General features: G+C 43.6%; 18 protein-coding genes and 1 tRNA gene. 7 read left to right on the plus strand and 12 right to left on the minus strand.

Annotated elements, in window-relative coordinates:
* Window positions 1–9: 9 nt before the first annotated feature.
* From FWF39_RS03275 to FWF39_RS03285, 3 genes are all read left to right on the plus strand, one after another.
* On the plus strand, window positions 10–258 hold the full coding sequence (locus FWF39_RS03275; protein WP_343382011.1) for a hypothetical protein: 249 nt from the start codon (window positions 10–12) through the stop codon (window positions 256–258).
* A 226-nt stretch (window positions 259–484) separates the two neighbouring features.
* The gene (locus FWF39_RS03280) at window positions 485–952 is read left to right on the plus strand and encodes a hypothetical protein (RefSeq protein WP_343382012.1); all 468 of its coding nucleotides are present in this window, start codon (window positions 485–487) and stop codon (window positions 950–952) included.
* Window positions 898–1,413: a DDE-type integrase/transposase/recombinase gene (locus FWF39_RS03285; RefSeq protein WP_343382013.1), complete on the plus strand. Its 516-nt coding sequence runs from the start codon at window positions 898–900 to the stop codon at window positions 1,411–1,413. The genes FWF39_RS03280 and FWF39_RS03285 overlap by 55 nt, the downstream gene beginning before the upstream one ends.
* A gap of 172 nt (window positions 1,414–1,585) precedes the next feature.
* Here the strand turns inward: FWF39_RS03285 and FWF39_RS03290 are convergent, their stop codons facing one another.
* The 6 genes from FWF39_RS03290 to FWF39_RS03315 all read right to left on the minus strand — a co-directional run bounded on the left by FWF39_RS03290 (window position 1,586) and on the right by FWF39_RS03315 (window position 11,169).
* Window positions 1,586–2,038, minus strand: coding sequence for a NusA-like transcription termination signal-binding factor (locus tag FWF39_RS03290; RefSeq protein ID WP_343382027.1), 453 nt, complete (start codon window positions 2,036–2,038; stop codon window positions 1,586–1,588).
* Window positions 2,039–2,043: 5 nt separating this feature from the next.
* Window positions 2,044–2,346, minus strand: coding sequence for a 50S ribosomal protein L30e (locus FWF39_RS03295; protein WP_343382014.1), 303 nt, complete (start codon window positions 2,344–2,346; stop codon window positions 2,044–2,046).
* Window positions 2,343–6,179 carry a DNA-directed RNA polymerase subunit A' gene (locus FWF39_RS03300; protein WP_343382015.1) on the minus strand — a complete coding sequence of 1,279 codons (3,837 nt, stop codon included), beginning with the start codon at window positions 6,177–6,179 and terminating at the stop codon, window positions 2,343–2,345. Before FWF39_RS03300 ends, FWF39_RS03295 begins: the two co-directional genes overlap by 4 nt.
* A gap of 1 nt (window position 6,180) precedes the next feature.
* Complete coding sequence (locus FWF39_RS03305; RefSeq protein WP_343382028.1) at window positions 6,181–9,546, minus strand: DNA-directed RNA polymerase subunit B; 3,366 nt, start codon at window positions 9,544–9,546, stop codon at window positions 6,181–6,183.
* Window positions 9,547–9,844: 298 nt separating this feature from the next.
* Window positions 9,845–10,297 carry a flavodoxin family protein gene (locus FWF39_RS03310; protein WP_343382016.1) on the minus strand — a complete coding sequence of 151 codons (453 nt, stop codon included), beginning with the start codon at window positions 10,295–10,297 and terminating at the stop codon, window positions 9,845–9,847.
* Window positions 10,297–11,169, minus strand: coding sequence for a site-specific DNA-methyltransferase (locus FWF39_RS03315; protein ID WP_343382017.1), 873 nt, complete (start codon window positions 11,167–11,169; stop codon window positions 10,297–10,299). Before FWF39_RS03315 ends, FWF39_RS03310 begins: the two co-directional genes overlap by 1 nt.
* A gap of 321 nt (window positions 11,170–11,490) precedes the next feature.
* Between FWF39_RS03315 and FWF39_RS03320 the strand changes: the two genes are divergently transcribed.
* Window positions 11,491–11,616 (plus strand) — tRNA-Leu (locus FWF39_RS03320).
* Between the two features lie 252 nt (window positions 11,617–11,868).
* On the opposite strand, the gene FWF39_RS03325 is transcribed toward FWF39_RS03320, so the two are convergent.
* The 4 genes from FWF39_RS03325 to FWF39_RS03340 form a co-directional block, all read right to left on the minus strand.
* Window positions 11,869–12,396 (minus strand): hypothetical protein, encoded by a 528-nt coding sequence (locus tag FWF39_RS03325; RefSeq protein ID WP_343382018.1) that lies wholly within the window; start codon window positions 12,394–12,396, stop codon window positions 11,869–11,871.
* A gap of 189 nt (window positions 12,397–12,585) precedes the next feature.
* Window positions 12,586–13,170 (minus strand): hypothetical protein, encoded by a 585-nt coding sequence (locus FWF39_RS03330; protein WP_343382019.1) that lies wholly within the window; start codon window positions 13,168–13,170, stop codon window positions 12,586–12,588.
* A gap of 658 nt (window positions 13,171–13,828) precedes the next feature.
* Window positions 13,829–14,440: a hypothetical protein gene (locus FWF39_RS03335; RefSeq protein ID WP_343382020.1), complete on the minus strand. Its 612-nt coding sequence runs from the start codon at window positions 14,438–14,440 to the stop codon at window positions 13,829–13,831.
* Window positions 14,441–14,906: 466 nt separating this feature from the next.
* Window positions 14,907–15,827 carry a tRNA-dihydrouridine synthase family protein gene (locus FWF39_RS03340; protein WP_343382021.1) on the minus strand — a complete coding sequence of 307 codons (921 nt, stop codon included), beginning with the start codon at window positions 15,825–15,827 and terminating at the stop codon, window positions 14,907–14,909.
* Between the two features lie 255 nt (window positions 15,828–16,082).
* Here FWF39_RS03340 and FWF39_RS03345 point away from each other — a divergent pair, with 255 nt between their 5' ends.
* From FWF39_RS03345 to FWF39_RS03355, 3 genes are all read left to right on the plus strand, one after another.
* On the plus strand, window positions 16,083–16,265 hold the full coding sequence (locus FWF39_RS03345) for a hypothetical protein (RefSeq protein ID WP_343382022.1): 183 nt from the start codon (window positions 16,083–16,085) through the stop codon (window positions 16,263–16,265).
* Window positions 16,266–16,458: 193 nt separating this feature from the next.
* Window positions 16,459–18,240 (plus strand): M3 family oligoendopeptidase, encoded by a 1,782-nt coding sequence (locus tag FWF39_RS03350; RefSeq protein ID WP_343382023.1) that lies wholly within the window; start codon window positions 16,459–16,461, stop codon window positions 18,238–18,240.
* 251 nt (window positions 18,241–18,491) lie between these two features.
* Window positions 18,492–18,629, plus strand: a complete 138-nt coding sequence (locus tag FWF39_RS03355; protein ID WP_343382024.1) for a hypothetical protein — start codon at window positions 18,492–18,494, stop codon at window positions 18,627–18,629.
* Window positions 18,630–18,657: 28 nt separating this feature from the next.
* Here the strand turns inward: FWF39_RS03355 and FWF39_RS03360 are convergent, their stop codons facing one another.
* Window positions 18,658–19,152: a 4Fe-4S dicluster domain-containing protein gene (locus FWF39_RS03360; RefSeq protein WP_343382025.1), complete on the minus strand. Its 495-nt coding sequence runs from the start codon at window positions 19,150–19,152 to the stop codon at window positions 18,658–18,660.
* A gap of 2 nt (window positions 19,153–19,154) precedes the next feature.
* Window positions 19,155–19,680: aldehyde ferredoxin oxidoreductase C-terminal domain-containing protein (locus tag FWF39_RS03365; protein WP_343382026.1), on the minus strand; the 526-nt coding region annotated here is incomplete at its 5' end.

Genomic DNA, 19,680 nt, shown 5'->3' on the forward strand with positions numbered 1-19,680 from the left:
GTAGGCTTCATGAAGTTCGCTGAAATTGCCATTTTACTTAGAGAGATAGTGGACAGATGTCCGGGATTAGATGGAAACACTATCACATTGATTCCTCAAAAAGCAATGTACCCAGCATATCAAGGGTATCACATTAACATAAAGGGAAACGTATCCAAAGAATGTTTAGGCGGACTGAGGAAAATCGTTGAAGGCCACGATTTAGCTATGCAGATTAAAGCAGATTGTGTAGTAGTCTACGAAACCCGACCGATCTAATCATCCAAAAAACAAACCCGCTTTGAACGGGCTTAAACCCATTTATCAGATACGTTGGAAACATTTTGAACACACTAGAACAGCAGCATATTTAACAGCAGACAACAGTAAAATCTCAAAATAGGCACCGCCAATTCAGTACAGTATGTTGGACAGCAAATATCAGTAATGGCGGTTAACTATCGTATCCTGAAATTATTTCGCTAGTTTCACTTATGTAAGTTGTATGGTAAAGTTAGCAAGTCAACGTAAGCTTAAGTGGTGTTTAGTTCACTTTAAAGCCGGTGAGCTGACAAGTAATTGGACTGCTAAATATCTGGGTGTTTCTCAGAGAAGATTTCAACAGATATACAAAGAATACCAAATAACAGGAAAAATACCCTCCATCGGATTAAATGTTGGAAGACCTAAAAAAGAAGTACCTCAACAATGGAAAAGTCTAATCAAAGAACAGTATGAAAAAACACACTGCGGCGCACTTTATTTAGAGAAAAAGCTAATCACAAAGCATGGTGTACATATTTCTCATAATATAATTCATCAGGTTTTGCTAGAATTGGTTACGCTGATCACGAAGTATCAAAGCAGAGGCGAAGAAAACCTTGGATACACTATGAGCGAACTCATTCGCTGTCTTTGGTGCATACGGATTATCATTATTGCAAAGATGGGCGGTATCTTTGTGCTGTGCTAGATGATGCTTCTAGAAAAGTTTTGGCGGCAGGTGAGTTTGATCATAAGACCACTCTAAATGTGCTTAGCGTTTTGGTGCAGGCGTGTAGTGTATGTGGGCCCTATCACCCTATTTTGGCGGTGGTTACGGATCATGGGTCAGAGTTTTATGCTAATAAGCGTGATGCGAGAGGTTTTGCTGAGCATGTGTATGAGCAGTTTCTTAAAGAGCGAGGTATCGAGCATGTTTTGTGTGGGGTTAATCATCCGCAGACTAATGGGAGGATTGTGAAGTTTTATGATCTCTACATTAGGCATCGCGGTCGGTTTGTAAACTTGGAGGATAGGCTTTTGTGGTATAATGAGGAGAAGCCTTATGGTGCGTTTAATTTGGGGATTGCGGAGACGTCAAGTCAAGCTTTTATCCGCATGATGCGTCCTGAGGTCTGGTTAGGGCTAGCCGCAAAGATGTTTAACTGGTGAATGACATGAAATCAGAAACAAATCTTCGGGCGAAATAATTTCAGGATACGATAGTAATGGCGGTTAACCGCTATCGTCAAATATTTAAAAATTATAAGTGCATACAGGCTTATCACTATGAATTTATTCAGCGACGTTTCGTCACCTAGCTAGCCGGGTTTGCGGTCTAGACTTAGGTGATGCTTACGTTCTGAATATCAAAGTACCGTTTCGCTAAAAAGCGTAGACGTTCAGCATTTTTGCCGTTTTTACCTATTGCGACGCCCTTATCTTTAGGGTTGACTGTGATAACTGCCATCTTTTTGCCGTCGGTGCGTTCACTGACGCGGATTTCGCGAACTGTTGCAGGTTTTAAGGCGTTTTTCATAAATGTTACGGGGTCTTCACTGTATTCGATGATTTCGTGTTTTTTGCCGGTCATGCGTTCAAGGGTGTGGATGTTGCGTCCGCCTTTGCCGATGGCAACGCCCACTTGACCTTGGTTGACAATAAAGATCGCGCGTTCTTGTTCTTCATCTATGATGCAGTCTTTAACACTAGCGCCGCTGATGCTTTCAAAGAGAGCAATGTATCGCATTTCGTCGCAGGTGATTTTTATGCCAGTTGTGATTTTTTTTCCTCCAATTTAGTTTATTGTTCGATTAGTTTGAGAATATCGCTGTCCCCTGTTTCACGAATGCTTAGCGCAGAGATAATGAAGAGCTTCTTACATACTTCAGCGAGATCCATTGAGCCACCTTTGTAGGTTATCACGGGAACTTTAGAGATTTCTCCATAGTATTCGATCTGTTCTTTTATGTCTTTTGGACAGTTTGCGGCTAAAACAATCATTTTTGCTTTGCCGGTTTTGGCGTTTTGCAATGCCGTGTTAGATCCAAAGGATACCTTACCGGTTTTCACTGCTGACGCTAATGCTTTATCTATGTCTATCATGCTTCTGTTTTTCCTCCATCTTTACTTTGACATTCGAAAGTTGACATGTAGAGCTCAACTAAGCCAGTGCCGATTGGTATGGACTGCCCAACTATAACGTTTTCTGTTACACCAGCTAAAGGATCACTTTCACCTTTAACGGCGGCTTCAACAATGTTGGGAACAGTAATTTCAAATGCGGCGCGGGCGAGCACACTTGCTTTCTTACCACTGATACCATGTCTGCCGATTTGTTGTACATCACCAGTAGTGGTCATCATGTCTGCGACAAGCATAACGTGCCGGACATCAACGTCTAAACCTTGATCCTCAAGAACACCTTTGGCTTCATTAACCAATGCGTTTCTTGATGCCTCTACACCTAAGGTTTTGGCGATCTCATGAATGTTGTTAGTGGAGGTACGAGAAGTATCTACACCTTCAACCTCGAGCACTTTACCAAGGTTTGAGCCGTCAGTACGAATAACCCACTCACCGCTTTCTTCAGTGACTAGGACACGTTTGATATCTGGGACACCTTTAACTTGGAAGTCAGGCACTTTGGTAAGCATACGTTTAATTTGTTCAGCTTTTTTGGGCTTGATCTCAACGGTGGTATCGGTGATGGTTACAGTAGCATTTTGAAGTTCTAGTTTCGCTTTGAGCTCATCCATGCTGATGTTGCGGTCATCCATCATTTGCTTGTTGAGTTCAATGATAATTTCTTCACGAACTGGGTCTTCATAGATTGCAGAGGCCAAGTTTTCTACTGAGGTGTAGATGATGTTGCGTGCAACTTCAACAGCCGCTTCTTTGCTCTTCGCATGATCACCTGTGAGATAGATAGTCATAATGGGTGTTGAGGGAATTCGACGTGCATCCACGATTTCAATAAGACGCGGCAGACCCAAGGTGACGTTTTGTTCTTTGACACCGGCATAGTGGAAGGTTCTAAGGGTCATCTGTGTACCGGGTTCACCGATTGATTGTGCTGCAACAATACCAACAGCTTCACCAGGCTCCATCAAAGCACGCTTATACTGCTGTGCAGTAACGCTTACAGCTTTCTCCACGCCCTTAGCAGTGAGTTTGTTCTTGGCAAAGTTTTGTTTAAGCTGACTTAGCAGTATTGGGGTAATCTGGTCTTCAACGCTTTTTAGTTGCTTTTTGATGAAATCAGCTGAAGCAGTCTCGCCTTTTTCTTCACCGAGTTTTACCTGCTCGATTAAACGGCTAACGTTGACAGCTTTACCGTGGTCACTCTTAGCTGGGTCCACACCGTCTTCGCCATAGCGGAACTGGATGATATCACCCGCGCTGTCACGAACAGTGCTGTCGTATTCCAACCTGATGTGCTCTAAGGCGTTGATAAGTCTGCGCTGCATATAGCCGCTTTGTTGTGTACGCACGGCTGTGTCGACTAGACCTTCTCGGCCACCCATGGCGTGGAAGAAGAACTCGATTGCGTCAAGACCTGTTTGGTAACTGTTGTAGACAAAGCCTCTTGCTTTTGGACGAGGATCGTTGGGTGTAAAGTGTGGCAGTGCACGTCCGGCATACCCCCTTAGGATACGTTTGCCACGGACTGATTGCTGGCCAACACAAGCCGCCATCTGGCCGATGTTTAGACTGCTACCTCTTGCACCACTACGGGTCATGACGATACCTGCGTTTTCTAGGGTAAAGTCATCGTCTGCAATTTTACCAGATTCGTCTCGAGCGGTTGAGAGCTCATGCATGACATAAATTTCAAAGGATTCTTCGAGGGTTTGGCCAGGAAGACGGGGCAGATTGCCGCTTTGATAGTTAGCGATGTGTTCATCGATTTTTTTCTGGGTACGTTCCATAGTTTTTGCCATACGGCTTCTTGCGCGCGGAGAGAGAACGAGTTGCTCATAGGTGTAGCTGAAGCCTCGCAAGGATATGAAGAGTTTAAGCATGTGGGTGATGTTATTTAGAAATTCACGTCCGGCTTGTGTACCGTAGTCTTTAATTATTCTGTGGAGCAAACTCTCAGATTGTTCAGAACCGATGCTTCTGCGGTCGATAATACCAGAGACGAGTTGGCCGTTTTTAACAACGACATATGCATCGTGTTTACAGTCAGCCTCGTCACATTTTGTGCATCCTTGGCAGATGTTGGCTTTGAGCACATAGTTGAGTGATTTTGGCAGAAACAAACTGAAGAGTTGTTTGCCTGACCATAAGGGTTGGGGTTCGGTGATTTCGGGTTCAGGTATGGCACCTTGGTAGTTGGTGGAGGTTAAGAGACGGTCGACTTGTCCACGGGTTAGATAGTTGCCTTTTTTGGTAAAGTAATAGGCGCTTGTGACAAAGTCTCTGATGGCGCCGATGATGGGTCCGCCGAATCTGGGGGAAAGAATCTGATCCTGTACTTGCATTAGTAGAAGTGATTCGGTTCGGGCTTCTTCACTCTGGGGAACGTGGAGGTTCATTTCGTCGCCGTCAAAGTCTGCGTTGTATGGTGGGCAGACACAGAGGTGCATTCTGAAAGTCTTGTAGGGTAGGACACGTGCATAGTGAGCCATAATAGACATGCGGTGAAGGGAGGGCTGGCGGTTAAAGATGGCTATGTCGCCGTTTTTAAGATGCCGCTCTACGACAAAGCCTAACTCAACGGCTTCGGCGATTTTTGTGCGGTCCACAACGAATTCGAGACGGATACGTTTGCCGTCGGGACGGATGATGTAGAGTGCGCCGGGATATTGTTCGGGGCCGTTAATGACAAGTTTTTTCATTTCTTCAAGGTTCCAGGCAGTAACTTTTTCTGGAACGCTAAGTCTCATGGCGACATCTCTTGGGACACCAACTTCGTTTATGTCAAGGTTGGGGTCGGGGGAAATGACGGTACGGGCTGAAAAGTCGACACGTTTACCTGAGAGGTTACTTCGGAATCGACCTTCTTTACCTTTGAGACGCTGGCTAAGGGTTTTGAGTGCTCTGCCACTACGGTGACGTGCAGGTGGAATACCTGAGGCTTCGTTGTTAAAGTAAGTGGTAACGTGATATTGAAGCAACTCGCTTAGGTCTTGAATGATAAGCGTTGGAGCACCGGCTTCCATGTTTTCCTTCAATCGTTGGTTAATACGGATGATGTCGACAAGTTTGTGGGTTAAGTCGTCTTCACTGCGTATACCAGATTCTAAGGTGATTGAGGGACGCACATACACAGGTGGAACGGGGAGAACTTGAAGAACCATCCATTCAGGACGAGCAACTTTGGGGTTAAAACCCAAGATTTCAAGATCTTCATCACTTATGCGTTCAAGCCTTTCGCGGATCATGCTGGGTGTGAGTGGTTCAGAGCCTAACTCAGTTTGCTCAATAAACTTTGTTGGTTTTTCAAAAGTGATTTTGAATTGTGTTGCGGCACAGTAGGGGCATTGTTTAACTTTGATATCGGCCATGATTTCTTTGTAGACCTCATCGGGAATGTTGCCTAAGAGTTCGTTGAATCGCTCGATACGTTGGCGGGCTTTTTTGGATGCCTCTTCGCTTAGAAGGATGCGCCCGCAGGTGCGGCAGGTAGATTTGAGCATGTCAAAGATGATTTTGGTGAATTCGATGTGTACAATGGGAACGGCAAGCTCGATGTGACCGAAGTGACCAGGGCAACGGATGGCGGTGTTACCGCAGGTTTTGCACCGTTGGCGAGGTTCAAGAGTGCCGAGGCGACCGTCCATTAAGCCGGCAGTGATGGGGGCACCGTCTTCGTCGTATGTGTCTGGGGTTTGGATTTCGACAACAGATTGTTTTCTGAGGTCTTTGGGCGAGATTAGCCCGAATGAGATTTCATCTACTACTTTGTGGATTAATTCTTCCGTTTGTGCCATGTTAAGCCTTCTCCTTTAGTCTGAGTTTGGGGGTGATACATAGACTTTGAAGCTCCTGCAAGAGTAGCTTGAAAGCGTATGATACGATTACTGGGGCAATCTTGGCTTTTTCGTCGCAGATTTTGCAGACATAGCGTCTTTGCTTCATATCGAAGTAGGCGATTTGCCCGCAGTTTTCACAAATATAGAGGGTATATTTGTCGGATTCTTCTAGCAACCTGTCACGTAGCAACATTGCTGCACCGTGGCCGATGAGGCAGTCTCGTTCCATTTCTCCGAAACGTAAACCACCACCCCGAGCGCGGCCTTCAGTTGGCTGGCGGGTAAGCATCTGGACTTGTCCGCGAGCGCGGGCGTGGATTTTGTCAGCGACCATGTGGTGGAGTTTTTGGTAGTAGACAACACCAATGAATACATCTGCAACGAATTTTTCGCCGCTGGTACCGTTGTAGAAGACTTCGCTACCGGTGTGGCTGAAGCCTAGTTTGACTAGGTTTTTACGTACTTCGTCGGGGCCTTCGTTGCTAAATGGTGTGCCGTCTCCGGGTTTGCCTCGGGCGGCTGCGGCTTTGCCTGAGAGAGACTCGATGAATTGTCCAAGGGTCATACGACTGGGGATAGCATGTGGGTTGATGATGAGGTCTGGAACCATGCCTTCTTCGCTAAATGGCAGGTCTTCTTGGGGAACGATTAAACCGATGACACCTTTCTGGCCATGGCGTGAGGCGAATTTGTCTCCGAGTTCAGGGACACGTTGGTCGCGGACACGAACTTTGACAAGTTGGCTACCTTCGCCGCTTTCAGTGATAAATATTCCATCGACTATACCGGTTTCTGATGGACGCATGTCCACAGAGGTATCGCGCATGCTTGGGCCTTTGACTTCGAATTCTTTGTATTCTTCGAGGAATCTGGGTGGGCTGATTCTGCCGATTAAGACGTCTCCACCGACCACTTGTGATTCGAGGCTGATGATTCCATCGGGTTCGAGTAATCGGTAGTATTGTTCGCCTCGATAGCCACGGGTGCCTGCTTCTGGAACAGTGAATTTGTCTTTTAATCCGCCTAGATATTGACGGCATTCTGCTTCGTAGATACGGTAGAAGGTACTGCGTGCAAGTCCGCGTTCGATGGAGGCTTTGTTGAATATGATGGCGTCTTCCATGTTGTAGCCTTCAAAGCTCAGTACTGCAACGATGCAGTTCTGGCCTGTGGGGCGTTGTTTGTAGCCCATGACATCCATGTTTTCAGTTTGTACAAGGGGAACTTGTGGATAGTGTAGAATGTGGCTACGGGTATCGACGCGATGGTGGAAGTTTGTTCCATAAACGCCCAATGCCTGTTTAGCCATGGCTGCTTGGTATGAGTTTCTTGGTGACTGGTTATGTTCGGGGTATGGAATAGTTGAAGCACAGATACCAAGGATTGTGTAGGTGGCTATTTCAGCGTGAGTACTTTTAGGTTCGATTTCCTCATAACTTAGTGCGATGAAGGCGTTTTCTTCTTCTTCAGCATCGAGGTATTCAACTAGACCGTTTTTAATGATATCTTCCCAAGTCCATTCGCCTAAACTGATTTTTTCAAAGTGCTTAGCTTGTAGTTTAGGCTGGCCGTTTTCTACGATGATAAGAGGACGACGGACTCTGCCTTCGTCACAGTTGGCGTGGACTTCTTCAGTTTCGGTTTGGGGTTTGGAGAAGTGGGTTACGTTGACTTCTGTAGAGATTTCTCCAGTGCGCCGTTTCTGGCGGAAGCTCTGCACCATTTCATGTGGGTTGTTGCAGTAGCCGATAATGTTTCCATCCACGAAAACTTTGGCGCCTTCGACGCGAAGCTCGTTGGTTGCTTCGTATGCTGGAACGGTTCCCATTTCAAAGAGTAACTGCTTTATACGGTCAGGATTAACGCCTACCGCGATGGATGCAGATAGAGCAAGGTTTTTTACAAGACCGCAATTTGAGCCCTCAGGGGTCTCGTTGGGACATAATCGGCCCCAGTGAGTTGGGTGTAAGTCACGGGCTTCAAAGTTAGGCTGGCTTCTGCTCAGCGGAGATTGAAGCCTTCTTAGGTGGCTCAGGGTTGAGATGTAGTTGGTTCGGTCAAGGAGCTGTGTGATACCGACTCTGCCTCGGCCCCAGTTGCCTGTTGCCAATGCATGTTGGAAACGTTCAGTGATAATACCGGGACGTACAGCAACTGAGACGGTTATGATTGGACCTTTAACGCCTATGCGTTCAAGTTGGTATTTGATGTCGCGTGTGAGGTTGCGGAAGGAGACACGGAAAAGGTCGGCAAGAAGGGGTCCACCGAGACGGAGACGTTTATTTTTGAAGTGGTCTTTGTCATCGGGGGTGCGTCTGCCTGTTTTGAGTTGGATAACACGGTATGCCATTTCGCCTAGGAATATGGCTTTTTCTTTTCGGTTTTTGTCGCTTCTACCCAAGTGGGGTAAAAAGTTTTTGTCAAGAGCGGTTTCAGCTTTTTGAAGTCGATATTCTTCGACTTGTCCGTGTGCAACACGGTTACCGATGAATAATATAGCATCTTGTGGTGTGTCTACACCGATGGCTTTCTCAAACGATGCGCCTAGCTGAGTTTGAATATCGCTGTCAAGACTGACGGCTTCGGCAATATCTTTGTCTTTTTCCATGCTAAGAGCACGCATAATGACAACAAAGGGGATTTCTGTTGGGACACCCGGCATGGTAACATAGATTGCATCGTCGGACTTGAGCTTAAGTTCGATTCTTGCACGGAAACCCACAGTTGTTGAGAAGATTTTTGCTTGATAAACAGGACTGGTTCCTTTCTCATCGACATCAACGATAACACGGTTAGGTGCCAAGTCTTCCATGGCAACAATAACACGTTCAGAGCCGTTAACAACAAAGTACCCTCCAGGGTCATCTGGGTCTTCTCCGGCGGCTATGAGTTCTTCGCGGCTGAGCTGGCTTAAAAAGCACAGTTTGCTCTTGAGCATAACTGGGATATTGCCGATATAGACCAACTCAGTATCTTGTTCGCGGCCATCAATGACTGGGGTCATCTCAAGTGCGATGGGAGCGGAATATGCCAAGTTTCTAAGGCGGCCTTCCATGGGGTAGATTTCGTGTTTTGTGCCGTCTACTTCGGTTGCGTATGGGCCAGTGATGCGGCTCTGAGGGTCGATTACCCAGATTTGGCCGAGTTTAACTTTGTAGGGGTTTTCAGGCACTTCGATTGGGATTTCAGCAACTTCATCCACGACTTCTTGGAGTCCGTGATCGATGAATTCGTTGTAGCTGTCAAGGTGCTGGCGGACTAGGCCTTTTTCGGCAAAGAAGGTTTTAAGGAGGTTGTGAACATCATCTTTCTGGATTTTCGGTATAGTTGTCAAATTTTTAATTCTCCCATAAATTTAATGTAAAATTATAATAATTACTATGAACTTTAGGCAGGGATGTATTTTTCATCTTACATTTCCTCCGATGCTGGTGTCGTCCGGCGTCGAAAAAGGAATCCAAACTTTTCAAAGAGCACAAACACATGCTACACACCATGCATATAAACGTTGTCATCAGATATACAACAGAAAGCAAGGGCTCCCAAACTTTCCACACCACACAACCCAAAAACACAAAACACTCACACACCCAAAACAAAGAAAAACCAAAACACCAACCCACTTATGGGGCAGATTGTATTTTTTGCTGTGCCCAAATTTTAGCTTGGGCTAAATCACCAGCATTTGGCCTGTCTCTATGAGTAAACCCAAAGGTTTTACCCAGACAAATAAAATAGTCACCCTCAAGCATCTGCCCCCTTGCCTCAAGTTGCTGCTTCACACGCTCATACGCCAACCTGTTGCTTGCACCACCGCCAGCCCAAGTCATAAAAAGTACAAACCGCACCCCAGCTTTGAACTCCGCAGTTTTGATGTAATTCTGCAACTCAACATAGGGTTCACCACCTCTAATACCAGTGCCCAAGAAAACCAAACGACAACCCTCAAGAGACAAAGATTGCACATCAAAGTTTTCAGTCAATTTCACAGCTGAACAGTTAAGGTGAGCCGCTATTGCTTGAGCTACTTTTTCAGTATTACCCCGATGACTTGAATAGATAACAACCACAGACATCAACATTCCCCATACCGAGTAACGATTTTTATCTGTGACATAATATCGGTTTGGAGAGCTATTTGTGTTTCCTCAAGCCTTGCCTGTATGATTGGCAATAATTTGGGATCTAGCTCATAGCCGATGCTTCTGCGCCCACTCTCTATTGCAACCTTTGTCGTTGTCCCCGAACCCAGAAACGGATCCAACACCAAATCGTCCTTGATACTAAACATATGAATAAGCCGCTCTGCAACCTCAGCTGGATAAGCAGCCGTTCGCCGCTCCAAATCATTCACATTTTGACGAGCCCCTTTGAGAGACCAAATTTGGCTAAACCACTCATCCCGTTGCTCCTTTGTAAATTTACTCTCATATCGGGCAGGGTCTTTGGTTTTAAAATGACGCAAAGTACCCTTACGAAACAAGAGAATAAACTCACAATCCAAGGTAACATACGCATTAGGCGGCAAAAAACCCGACCCCAAAAAAGAACCTTTACCCTTATAGGCAGGCTTTGTTGTAGGTTTTTTCCACAAAATGTAGGGAAGAGTAGAAAACCCAATTTTTTCGCATTCTTCTATGATACGACTGTGATTAGGAAAAAGTTGAAACCTATCATTGATACGACGGGTGGCATCACCAATGTTTATAGCCGCTATACCACCATTGCAAAGCACTCGAAAAGTTTCAGCCCAAACTTTGGCCAAGTTATGGTGCATAGCATCATAGATTTGGCGAACGGTTTTCTCGTTACCATCAAAGTTTAGTTTCTGCCAATATTCAGCAATTTTTGGATCAGAACTACAAAACTGGTCATCCCACATAGCTATCATAGGATAAGGCGGTGAAGTCACCATCAGCTGAACACTACCGCTCTCAAGTTCAGACATATGTTGGCTGTTACCGAATATTATGCGGTGCTGAAAGGACATAAGAACTATATTGACAGAGAATGCTTTGACCTTTGCGGTAAAAAAACAAGCCCCAAAAACAATTACCGCAACAAACAACATCAAACGACAAACCACCCACATTAAATCAACCAAAATAGCACCCCACAAAAACCCCGCATAGAACAAAAACCGCCAACCAAAGCAACAATTACTCTCAGAAAGACCACCTTCTCAGAGACAGATAAGCTTGTTCCTAAACAACACTAAGCTTCGGCAAATAGTTAATAAACCAGAATCAAACATTTTGTACTGCAACAGGCTACGGTAACCAAGCCAGGTCAAAGGTGAAGGACTCAAGATCAACGTTTGGCCGGCAGGTCTGGCCTCCGCGGATGGGACATCCTTTCCCGCAGGGGTTCGCAGGTTCAAATCCTGCCCGTAGCACTTTACACTAATTATAGTTAAGGTTGTTTTAACCTTATTTTTTAAAATAGATCACAAATAGCCGTCATTTGTTTTTCTGAAATTTCCAAATCAGATTCACTTTTTCGTTTACACCGTCGCTTAAAGTGTTGAACTGCAAGGTCAAGTGGTGATTATAGTTGGGTGTTATTTTGATGAGACATATTTGAAGAGAAAAGAAAAAGAAGATACAAAGCAGATACTGTAAAGAGGCGATTCAGTTAAGAGAGGTAACTAAATTTTCTTTAACTCGCTAATAACCATCTCTTTAATTGATTCAGTAAACTCTGTTGTGACAAAAGTTCCTTTCCAAGAATCCAAAAACCGCTTACCAGCAACATCAGAGATAATTAATGGCAAATTTTTGTCTATTACTTCAGGATAAGCCAGCATTTTCTTCGCTTGTGCTCTAAGATTTTCTGGTATACCCTTTTTCCACACTAAAGTGGTAATATCTCGCACATCACTGAGCCGCGCAGACATCAATTTAAGAATGAAATAATCAGTATAATCTGGAACATACATCTCAAATACCTCTTTAGCAATAGCTATTTTCACTTTTTGGGCTTTACTCAAAAACTCATCTGAAACAAAGAACGCTTGCGCATCGGTCCTTCCCCGTACCTGACCTTCCATGAAATCAATCGAAATTTTCGCACCATCACAAAGCACCTTAACGCAACGCATAAAACCATAAACATCACGCTTCTCACAAGTATCTGTACCCATCTCAGTAGACAACAACTTTTGAAGTCTATCCAAATTCCAACTTTCCGCTCTTTGAAGAACAAAGTCACAATCTCGTGTATACCTCGAAAAAGAAGTAAACGCCCTAGAGCATAACCCCCAATCAAAACCAACTTCGGATCCGCAAATCCACCCGTCTGATCCGACAAATACCTAACTATCCTGCTGATCTCTACCTCCCGTAAATTCATCAATTCAGTATGCTTAACCAAACTCAACAACCCGCTCTATTGCTTCATCAATTTCTCTTCGCACAAAATCATCACGCACTTGTGTTTCCCGATGCAGAAACTTTACACCCCCCCCCAGCTCTTCAAACTGATGAAAACCATACTCCAAAACCTGTCTAGCGCGTACGTTTGTTTTAGAGACCCTCGTCCAGTAAGCATTTTGATACAACCTATCCCAATCAATTTCACCTCTATGCTCATATAATGTAGCAAACGCATCCACAAAAGCCCACCTCTGCAAACACCCAACCACATTATCCTCAAGAGTCTCCACAAACAAATTCCCAACTTTACGGTATTTGACTTTTGATGAAGCTTTTAAGTATTCAATTTCAATCTGCCATCCTCTTTTTTTGGCAAATTCTTGCAAAGCACGCCCATAGGACCTATCCGCGACTCTTAAGGTATAGATGTCTCTGTGGACAAAATCGTTATTCCAAAAGGAAGCGGCGGTCTGAGCTGAGATAACCTTAAAGTTTTGATCTTTTTCCAAAAAGTCCCAAATGTCGATGAGTTCAGTTGGAACCCAATACCAACCCCATACAACCCGCTCTATCAAACCTTGTTGGATAATTTGTTCAAATATTCTTTAGCCTTTGGTTCAATACTTTTTATAGCCTTAACCCTAATCAACCCCCCTTGATAGGGTCGCAATTTTCTAAGAAAATCGGCCAAGTAATTAACCATTTTTATTCACCTTTTAGCATTATTTGGCAAACTACTTAAAGATGTACATAGCAAGCAAATTTTGGAGATATAACTATCAAACACATAATGATATACAACAAGGCACACACCCTACTGAGTTACCCCTAAAGATAGTTCAGCATGTTTTCCATCAACAGCTTAGAAAAGGAACAAAGTATCACACCCCAAGTGCGCTCTCAACAACCTCTCTAAGCAACAAACTCTTTCGCATCTAATTTAAGAACTAAAAATTACATAAAAATGCGTTCGACCCTGTAAACGACCCCGTCAAGCTATCCCATAGCACTTCACACCACTTTAATTGAACGTATTTCAACCTATTTTTGGAAGAAAAGAACAAATAGACGTCATTTATTTTTTTATAGTTCCAACTGTTGAACACTCCATGCGGCCTCTACACATTCTTGAGCATAAAATTCACGACGGTAATTATCACATCAAGTTTAATTAAAGGGTGATTGTGTGACCAACTCAATTCATGGAACAGTGTCGCACGAATTGTGAAGATTTTATTGAACTTTATTTTGTTTTTTGAAGCGTTTTATGAGCTTGTTTAAATCAAATTTAAGCAAAATTATCGTAATGATGATGGCTGTAAATGTTGACATTATAGTTAGTAGAATTTCTGGAGAAAGCCAAGCTGGAAACATGTTACTCAGCCATGTTGTAGCTGTGTTGCCGATGGTGTTTCCTGCAAATGCACTTATGGTAGTAAGGGCTAATTTACCTAAGAAGAATGCTATGGAAAACTTGGCAATGTTGTACTTCATTGAGGCAAGTGAAATAATGACTGGTTCTTCTGGAAGCGGTGTCGCAGCAGTAAAACAGAGCAACAAAAAAGCACGTTTATTTATTTTTGCAGCATTAGCCTCAAAAGCCGCCCGTTTTTTTTCGCTAAAACGATTGCTAATGAGCGGAATGACTTTATAATGGACAATTCTTGCCACAGTAGCACCTAACGAGACAAGAACACCTATAAGTAAAACAGAATAAAAATTGTTAACATCTACATTAATTGCAGCTAATGAGGCAATAAATACGTTTGAAGGGCCAAAAAACGGTATAACATTAATCCCAAAAGATACTGCAAAAAGAAACATAGCCTCAAATAGTGACAGCATCTTTGATTCGTTACACCTCTTCTTAAAAAGAAATTACCCGACATTTATAAGCAGATGGCAACAGTAAGAGCATTTCGCATAAAAAAATTTAAAACCAGCTCTACAACTCAACAATCGGCGCTATCATTAATGCGGGATTACATTGCAGACCTTGGTGGAAAACCAGTTGAAATTTTAAGACGGAGGCTACATGTCATATCGATGATATGTTGTGAACGCAACTGCCGAAAATAAAACATACAAAATCTTGTCATATCGAAGCATTGGATATATGGTATAACTCGCCTTTTGCGAAGATTTGTGATGTTAGAACCAGATTATATCGTGAGAGTGCAGGATATAACTATGACATATTGCAAGATGAATTAAGATACGGCAAGCTTGGTCAATATGGCAAGTATAAGCAGCTCAAGGTTGGTTTTCACTAAAGCATTAGGAAGTTTTAGTGATCTTGGGTAGTGGATGATTATTTTAGTGAACTGACAAAGTGTTCTATGTCATCGATGTATCTTAGTTTTAAAACTGTGCGTGTGTTTTGTTGTGTTGTGTAATCTTTTAGCATCCAGAAAACATGTTCTCTAACTTCTTGTGATGATTCGCGGTTTTCGTAGTCATTGTATAGTTCTATGAAGCGCAGAATCTGGTTTTTTATGCCAGCATTGTTGATTTGTTGTTTTTCTGGGTCAAATATCCAGGGGCGGTCTCTTGCGCCTCTACCGATCATTACGAAATCACATCCAGTCTTGTTTAAAAGATCAACGCCTCCGGCGTAGCTTGTTACGTCGCCGTTTGCCATCATGGGGATGGCGAGTTTTTCTTTGGTTTGTTTCATTATGGTCCAGTTTACTTTTTTGGCGAGTTTTTGTTGTACTGTTCTGCCATGAACACATATTGCCGCGACTCCGGTGTCTTGTAGCATTGTGGCGACTTTTACGGCGATTATGTGTTGGGAGTCCATGCCTATGCGCATTTTTACTGTTAGAGGTTTTTTTGTTGTGTTGACCATTTTTCTTACAAGGTTTTCTAAAAGGGGTAGGTTTGAGAGCAAGAATGCGCCGTAGCCTTGTTGGAGGATTTCTTTTTCGCTACAACCGACGTTGAAGTCGATGATGTCTGCGAATTCTTCGACTTGTTTTATGCTCTTGATTAGGGAGGTTTCGTTGTTGCCTATTAATTGGACGCTTACAGGTCGTTCTGGTTCGGTTATGTTGAGGAGATCTTTGATTTCGCGTTTGGTTTTGTTTTTGATGAGTTCAGCGTCAAACATTTGAGTATAAACTAGACCTACTTTGTTTTCTTTGCACAGCATTCTAAAGGCAGTGCAGTTAACGGCTGCCATAGGTGCGAGAATGAATTGACTATCGATGTTGATGTTTCCAATTTTCATCTGCGTTCTTCTTTTCATGGTGATGAATGAATGTTTTTAAGTTTATGTTCAAAAATGGTCAAAGAGGAACCAGAACAGCAGTTTTTATCCGTAGACCTTTGTGATTTTTGTTGTAGCGAGGTGTTGCACAATAAGGTTAATACACCAGCATACAGTATATGTGATGATACAAGTAAGCTGTTTCTATATAGTTGTCGTCAACTACAGTCAAACGCTTAATTGCATACAACCCAAAAATTAAATGGATGAGAAACTATGAAAACAACAATCGCCACATCAGTTCAGTTCACCTGCCCCCAATGCAGTGCAAACTTTGAATTCGATACTGTTGGAGAATTCGAGCTAGTCCCATGCCCAGTCTGTGGATCGAACTTTGTAACCATCAAAAATGGCTACAAAATGAGACTTGAAGCCCTAGAACAGACCCTGATGTGCTAAAAGAAACCAACGCTTCCGGCTAAACCCGGATTCGCTTTTGGTTCCCTATTTTCTGTAGTCTTTAAAATTAAGTGGCAATATAATAGAGTATCAAACGCAGAGTTAGGATAGAATAAGGGTGAAATGTGAAAGGGGTGAAGGGGAACATAACACAAAATAACCAAGTCACCACAACTATCTTGAGGCATATACTTTGGTATCACAACAAATTACATGGGATTTATCAGGGCTTTTTTTGGGCGTGACTGATCCTAAACTCAATCAATCCATCACTGAGGCGGCTATGTGGGCAGACAGCTTTGAGGGGAAATATCGCAGTAAAATGGCCGGATTATCTGCTGAGGGGTTACTTGAGTGTATCAAAGAGGTGGAGGCATTTGAGGTGAAATTTAGTAATGTTTCATTATTTGCGAGTTTGGCGTTTGCCGCCGATATGACACAAGCAGAGACACAGGCGCTCAATGATCGGGTGAGCAAATTTGATGCCAAGCTGGCCAAACAATTGGCATTTTATTCACTAGAACTGGGTAAGCTGGTGAAGGCTAACCCACAACTCATAGAGAACCCGGCTTTGGTCAACTATAGGCACATGTTGGAGCGGGTGTTGCAATTGGTTGAGCATCAACTAAGTGAAGTGGAGGAACAAATAGTTATTGAGAAGGATCAGTTTGGGGTTAATGCTTGGGAGGAGTTGCAGAGTAAATGGCTAAACACTCGTCTCTTTGAAGTGTCAGTTTTGGGGGAGAAAAAGACCCTTAGTTATGGGGAAGCTAATGGATTGTTTGCTCATCCCGATCGTGCAACACGTCAATCCGCAAACCAGGCAATTTATGGACTTTTGGGTAGAGATGGCGAGATTTTTAGCACTGCGCTTCGAAGCATATGCAATGATTGGGTAGCAATTTCTAAACGGCGAAAGTATAGCTCACCTATGGAATCCAGCTTGATAAGCAACAATACCCAGCAGAGTATAATTGACAATCTGCTTAGAACCGTTGAGGAAGGCTCCGCAGTCTATCGTCGTTACCTCAAATTGAAGGCGAAGCTTATGGGGTTGCCTGTGCTGGCTAACTATGATATAACAGCCCCCTTATCTAACATACCCGAGCAAAAATTTAGCTACACCGAGGCTCAAAGCATAATTACAGATGCCTATAACCGCTTTGATCCCAAATATGCTGAAGCGGTAAAAGAAATGTTTCAAAACCGACGCATCGACGCTTCGCCGCGGTTTGGTAAACGCAATGGAGCCTTCTGTGCAAGTGACTACAATGCTAAATCGGCCTATATCTTGCAGAGTTTCAATGGCACACTTAGTGATGTCTTTACATTGGCACATGAATTGGGCCACGCCACCCATGACTGGTACATGGCCAGAAACCAAACCCGCCTAAACACCAATGTCCCCTCGACTGTTGCTGAAACAGCCTCGATTTTTGGTGAACTTTTACTCACAGATTTAATGCTCAAAAATGCAAAAACAGAGTCAGAGCAAAAGGCGTTGCTTTGTATGGTTTTAGACGAGGCGGGTATGACTGCATTCCAAGTTACGGCCCGGGTGTGGTTTGAGCAGGCACTCTATCAATCCATCGAAAAAGAGGACTTTTTGGATTATCCCACCATATGCAGGCATTGGATCCAGGCACGAAACCGCATCTTTGGCGATGCCATAGAGTGGTTACCAGAGATGGAGGCCGAGTGGACAATGAAACCCCACTACTATATGGCAAACTATCGTTTCTACAACTACCCCTATGTATATGCACAAATGTTTGTTTACTCACTCTATGAACGCTATCTAGAGGAGAACACAAAATTTGTGCCCAAACTGGTGGGACTACTCTCAGCAGGCAACAGTAAATCACCCCAAGAACTCGGCAAAATCGTTGGATTGGATTTGTCGGCACCGGATTTCTGGAAAGGCGGACTGAAAGTGTTTGAACGCTTCGTCACCGATTTGGAAAAAATTATCTAAACAAATCTCTAAAGAGCAACAGATAATATGCATCTGCTGATGACATGACATGTGATTAAACATTAGCTGTTGTCACCAACCCTATTTTTGATATAGATATACACCAGTGGAATTTGTTGTGGAATGAATTATTTGGATTTGACAGATTTTTAGCGGTTGCTTTGTTGTTTATAGTTGGTTTGTTGAAGTCACATAGATTTATGTGGTGTAGGGAGCTAGTGAATTGTTTGTTTGGTTTTGGAGGTGAATTTTTGGAGCAAAAAAAGAATGTTCCTACACCTGAAATGACGACTCATGGTAAATACAGATGCCGTGCAGACAACCAAGAATACGATACCCGAGAAGACTATGAAACACACTGTATGGAAGAACATACAGAGGAAATGTAGGAACTAAAAAGTGGTGAAATTTAGAAAGCTATCGTTTTTCCTCTTTTTCTTGGAAGAGTTTTTTGATTGCGCTTATCCTTGCTTTCTGTGCCAGTACATCACTTGTAACTACTGTGAGAGCTTCTTCGGGACACCATTTGACACATTGAGGGCCTTCGGGTTTGTCTCTACATAAGTCACATACGTAGACGACTTTGGTTTCGGGATGGAGCATCATAGCACCATAGTCGCAGGCTTCAATACACCAACCGCAACCGTTGCATTTTTCTTTGTCAAGAACAATGTTTCCGACATCGTCAGTTTGGCTAAGTGCATTTCGGGGGCAAGCGGCTACGCATGCGGGATCTTCGCAAAGACGACAGGTAACAGCCATGTTAGCAAGCTGGTTAACCCGGACTAGACGGATACGTGATTTGAGTGGGTTGAAGGCTTTTTCTTTGTTGTACGAGCAGGCGTACTCACAGATTTGACAACCAACACATTTTTCGGGGTCAGCAGAGACAAATTTTCGTTTTCTAACCATATTTATGCCTCTTTGTCCTGAGTTATTGTTTTGAATTCTTGCAGGCCTAATTCTTGGAGTTTAGTTTTCGGTGGGATACCCTCAACAGTCCAGCCGCGAGCTTGATAGTAATCATCTATGAGCAAATCAAGCTCATCCTGAGTTACTATGGCACCTTTTGAGGGCCCATCATCTGTGATGGGCTGATTCATAACTTTCCAAGGCAGAGTGTCATCGTCACGGGTGAGACCTTCACGGAGGTTGATGAGTTTAGCAAGGGTGATAATTCGTTCTGCGGCAATGTTTAGATCTTTGGAAGTGACTTCAAAACCTGTGACTGCACTGTAGAGTTTAGCCATATCAGCGAGTTCTTGATAGAAAGTACCCTTAGCATTTTTACACACAATTAAAGAATCAATGATTGCTATGAGGTCTTCGTTGTCTTTAACAAGCCGACCCTGACCAGACTCAACAACACCAGCACCCTCAAGCCGACCCTTCAAATCCAACACCACAACACCACTCCGACTATGATCTGCACCCCTAAAA

Source organism: Candidatus Bathycorpusculum sp., from assembly GCF_009778815.1.
Taxonomy (GTDB): Archaea; Thermoproteota; Bathyarchaeia; order Bathyarchaeales; family Bathycorpusculaceae; genus Bathycorpusculum; species Bathycorpusculum hydrogenotrophicum.